The organism is Peterkaempfera griseoplana (genome assembly GCF_001418575.1).
GTDB classification, from domain to species: domain Bacteria; phylum Actinomycetota; class Actinomycetes; order Streptomycetales; family Streptomycetaceae; genus Peterkaempfera; species Peterkaempfera griseoplana.
This window is the reverse complement of sequence record NZ_LIQR01000135.1, coordinates 1-4,041: the sequence shown is the minus strand read 5'-3', so window position 1 is coordinate 4,041 and position 4,041 is coordinate 1. Positions and strand designations below refer to the sequence as shown.

Genomic DNA, 4,041 nt, shown 5'->3' with positions numbered 1-4,041 from the left:
ACCGTCGTCCGGGTCACCGTCGTCCGGGTCACCGTCCTCGGCTCCACCGCCGGCCGGACCGCCGCCGGGATCGCCGTCCCCGGCTGCGGGGCGCCACCGGGTGGATGCCGGGCTCAGCTATCTGCACACCGCGGTCGGCATCTCCGGTGGGGCGAACTCCGTGCTCACCACGCCGGCCCAGGCCCGCAGCTACCCCCAGTGGTTCGACAGGAGCGGGGAGCACGAGATCGCCGACCGCTTGCGGGCCGTTGTCGGACGGCCGGGTGACGCCCAGCCGCTCCCCGCCCCGGGACGGGCGCTGGTCGCGGTGACAGCGGCCGTGGGCTGCGGGCAGCCCCGGGGCGCCGAGCTGTGGGCGGACGGCACGGACCTCTCGGTGCGCTGGACGGGCACGGCCGCCGCGCCCCGGGAGTGCCTGGCGCCGTTCCGGGCGGTGGCGGTCTTCCAGGTGCCGGTGGGCGCACTGCCCGCGCATCCCACCATCGGCGGCCGGCAGCCGGACCCCGCGAACCCATGACGGCACGTCAGTCGACCCGCACCTCGGCATACGCGGCGGAGAGCTCCGGGTAGCCGTCGGCCGCCCAGCCGTGACCGATCTCCACCACATCCAGCTCCCGGCCGCCGGGGAGGACCACCACCGGATTGCCGCGCGGCCAGACCCGCCAGACCGCGCCGGGCACGGTCCGCACGATGACGGTGCCCAGATAGAGCCCCGCGTCATTGCCCAGCCACTCGGACGTCTCCGGATCGTCCCGCCAGCGGGGCTGCATCTGGTCGAGCGCGGCAAGCGACTGCGGGCTGTCGTCCAGGGCGATGCCGGCCCCGTCCGCCTGTTCGCGCAACAGCTCGCACTCGGCCAGCAGTTCACCGATCCCCTCTCCTGCGGCAGCCCCGGTCCGCTCCGCACCGGCCGTCTCCACGCGCCTCGCCCGCCACATGTCCGTCCGACCTCTCGTGTGAGACCTCCCGGCCCGAGCCGGGGAGGGAATGCCTTGCCGGGGTGCCGCCCTGTCGGCACCCCGCCGCGCCCTGCGCCTGGGAGAAACCGCCACCGAGGTGACACCTGTGGTGGCCAGTCTGGCATTTCCGCACCGTCCGGACCGGGAACCGCAGGTCAGCCCGCCTCCGCCAGCTCACCGTCCAGATGGGTGCGGAGCAGCAGCCGCAGCCGTTCGCCGTCGATCAGCAGCAGGCCTTCCTCCGCGGCAGCGAACTCCGCGGCTTCCGAGGTGAAGTGAGAGGTGGTCAGCCACAGGCCCGCGTCGGCCGGCTCCTCGGCGACCGCTTCGGAGAGGGTGCGCACCGCATCCAGATCGACTTCGCCGGGACGACGCGCCGCCCACACCACCCAGCGACCCGGCAGCGCGGACCCCTCGCTGCCGTCGACCACCGCGACCAGCCCGTCGCGGCCCTGCAGCCGCGGTGACCAGCCGGCCAGGCCCATGTGCTCCAGCAGCTCCCGCACCAGCAGACCGAACTCCACCGGCGACAGGTCCGCGGGGGCGGGCACCGCCGCGGTCGCGGTGGCGTACGGCGGGACTCCCGCCGGGCCGTACGGGTCCGGGGTGATCACCGAGGGCAGGGCACGCAGTACCGCGAGCGCGTCCTCCTGGTCGGTCTCCTGGGCCCGGCCGGGCGGCAGCAGTCGGGTACGCGCCAGATCCTCCCGGTCGGCGTCCACGCTCAGCAGGCAGACGCCGCCGGGCGGGGTGCCCGGACCCCGTACGAAGCCGTTGAGGACGACGCCGCCGAGCACCTCGTCACGGTCCGCGGCGGCCACGGCGTGCAGGGCCCGCAGCGCCAGCCGGGCGGCCAGTTGGAGGTAGTGGGTGGCACGCTCACTGTCGGGCCTGGGCACGGGTTCGGGTCCGCCGCCTTCGGGGCCGAGGCGGTAGCCGGCCACGGAGGGGACGATCTGCGGGGAGGGCAGTTCGAGGTCGAGGACGGCGACGGTGGTGAGCGGGCGGAAGGCCGCCCGGCAGGTCGCCGGAAGGTCGGGGGTGGCGTGTGCGGCGGCGGCGAGGGCCCGCTCCAGCAGCGACTCCACGGCGGCGGGCTCCGCGTTCAGATAGGCGCGGTGGCACTCGTCCAGGGTGCTGTTGTACTCCTCCACGGCGCGGGCCCGGGCCAGCTCCGCGCGCTCGTGCTCGATGCGGTCCTGCTGGATCCGGTCCTGCGGGCCTCCGGTGCGACCGCCGCCGAGCAGTTCCTGCTGCTCCCGCCACTCGCGCAGGGCCCGCTGGTGGCGCAGCCGCGCCGCGGCCCGTTCGCGCTGGTAGGCGGGGTCGAGCAGTCGCCGGCCCGGCCCCGGGTCCGCGCCGTCCGCGCCTCCCGCCCCGTCAGCCGCCGCATCCGGCGGCTCGGGCGGGGCGTAGTCCTCCCACCTGGGCGGCCCCACCGGATCGGGGCCGGCGTAGGGGCGTGGTTCATAGACGCGGCGCTGGGAGTCGAAGTCCACCGCCGGGCCGGGCCTGGCGGCACGGTCCAGCAGATCCATGAACCGGGCCAGTTCCGCCGCGGCCACCGCGGTGCGTTCCCTGGTGAGCAGGGTGGCGGAGCGCACGGCGTCGTCGGCCCCGTGGCCGGGGGCGGCCTCCGACGACCGCTCCGGCTCCTCGGCCGAGGACTCGGAGGCGTCGCGGCGCGGGAGATGGAGAAAGCGGCCGCTGCTACGGCTGTGCGGGTACTGCATCGGCGGTCGCTCCCCCGTGGTCGGTGTCATCCGGTCGCGCGGTCGTGCGTCATCTTCGTACAGTGCGTCGTCGTGCGTGTGTCTGCCGGTGGGACGTATGCCTGCGGTGCTGCACCTGACGTCACGTCATGTCGACCGTGGCGTCCGGTTTTGCCCTGCGGTGCGTCCTCCGGAGCGCATGACGACGCTGTTGTCGTGGCGGTCGTCGTCGATGCGGTGATGAGCGCAGCTCGCCGGCCCCTCCGGCATTCTCCCGTCCGGAGAGGGCTTTGTGGGGGATCACAGGAGACCTTTCCGGATGGATGCGGATGCGCCGGGGCGCGGAGGGTCGCCCCGGAAGCCCAGGGCGGCTTCCGGGCACCGGGGACACCGTCCCTCACTCTGCACGACTTCACTGTGCAGAACTTCACTGCGGAGCTTCATGTGCGTGCAGAACTTCATTGCGCCCGGGCGGCGTCGGTCGGCCTCCCGGCGAGGTGGCGCAGGGTGCCCCCGCCCGTGCCGTGGACCGCGGCGGTGCGGCTTCGGGCATGGAGCCACGGCACGGGCGCGATGCTCTGCCTCCTGCGTCGGGAACGGTCAGTTGGTTCTGGTGTTGGTGAGATGGAGGCCGATGTAACCGATGTAGATCCGGCCGGTGCCCGAGCAGTCGTCGAGGTAGTGCAGCCGGGGGGCGGTCCCGCCGCCGCCGATCCGCAGATGGGCCCCCATGAAGGCACGGCCGGACGGATCCACCGTCGGCGGCACCGGCAGCATCCGCTCCTTCTTCCACTTGGCGTTGCTGGAGACGGTCTGGGACTCCCCGCGTACCGCCTTGCGGGGCGGGAACGGGTGGCAGCCCGGCGGGGTGTGCTCGCACCACTGCTTGAAGTCGCCGTGCGCCAGGCCGTGCACGGCCGCGTCGGCGTAGTCCTGCAGGGCGAGCAGGCCGTCCCAGGCGAGGCGGGCCCATCCGGAGCCGGCGTTCTGCTCGTCCAGGGCCAGTGTCTCCTTGGCCTCCCCGGTGAAGGTCAGCGCGGGGAACTCGCCCAGCCGGGCGACCAGGTCGGCGAAGGTCGCCGGGATGCCGTTCTCGTCGTCGACGGCCTCGTCCGCCACCGAGGCGGGGTCGGCCGCCGCCGGGCCCGCGGCGGNNCGCGGGCCTGCCGCAGGGCCTCGTACTGGTCATCGGCCTCGGCGAGCAGGCTGCGCTCCAGTTGCTCGGCCTGCTGCAGCTGACGGCGGATCCGCTGCAGCTCCTCACCGCCCGCCTGCTGCTCCTCAGCGGCCTCCTCCACCAGGTCGGCGGCGCCGGCGGGGGACGGCGCCGGGAGGGGGCGCACCCGCAGCGGCGGCAGGTCCGCCAGGGG

General features: G+C 74.6%; 3 protein-coding genes. 1 reads left to right on the top strand and 2 read right to left on the bottom strand.

Annotated features, from left to right (window positions below; translation table 11 throughout):
• A partial coding sequence (locus AOK09_RS11400; protein ID WP_217698417.1) for a hypothetical protein occupies positions 1-517 on the top strand: 517 nt, incomplete at its 5' end.
• Between the two features lie 7 nt (positions 518-524).
• Here the strand turns inward: AOK09_RS11400 and AOK09_RS11395 are convergent.
• Positions 525-938 (bottom strand): DUF6278 family protein, encoded by a 414-nt coding sequence (locus tag AOK09_RS11395; RefSeq protein WP_055587038.1) that lies wholly within the window; start codon positions 936-938, stop codon positions 525-527.
• 176 nt (positions 939-1,114) lie between these two features.
• Positions 1,115-2,692, bottom strand: coding sequence for a restriction endonuclease (locus AOK09_RS11390; RefSeq protein WP_055587037.1), 1,578 nt, complete (start codon positions 2,690-2,692; stop codon positions 1,115-1,117).
• Positions 2,693-4,041 lie beyond the last annotated feature (1,349 nt).

Bases quoted from the DNA above. Each gene is read 5' to 3' on its own strand.
- AOK09_RS11390 (WP_055587037.1), bottom strand. From the start codon at position 2,692: ATGCAGTACCCGCACAGCCGTAGCAGCGGCCGCTTTCTCCATCTCCCG.
- AOK09_RS11395 (WP_055587038.1), bottom strand. From the start codon at position 938: ATGTGGCGGGCGAGGCGCGTGGAGACGGCCGGTGCGGAGCGGACCGGG.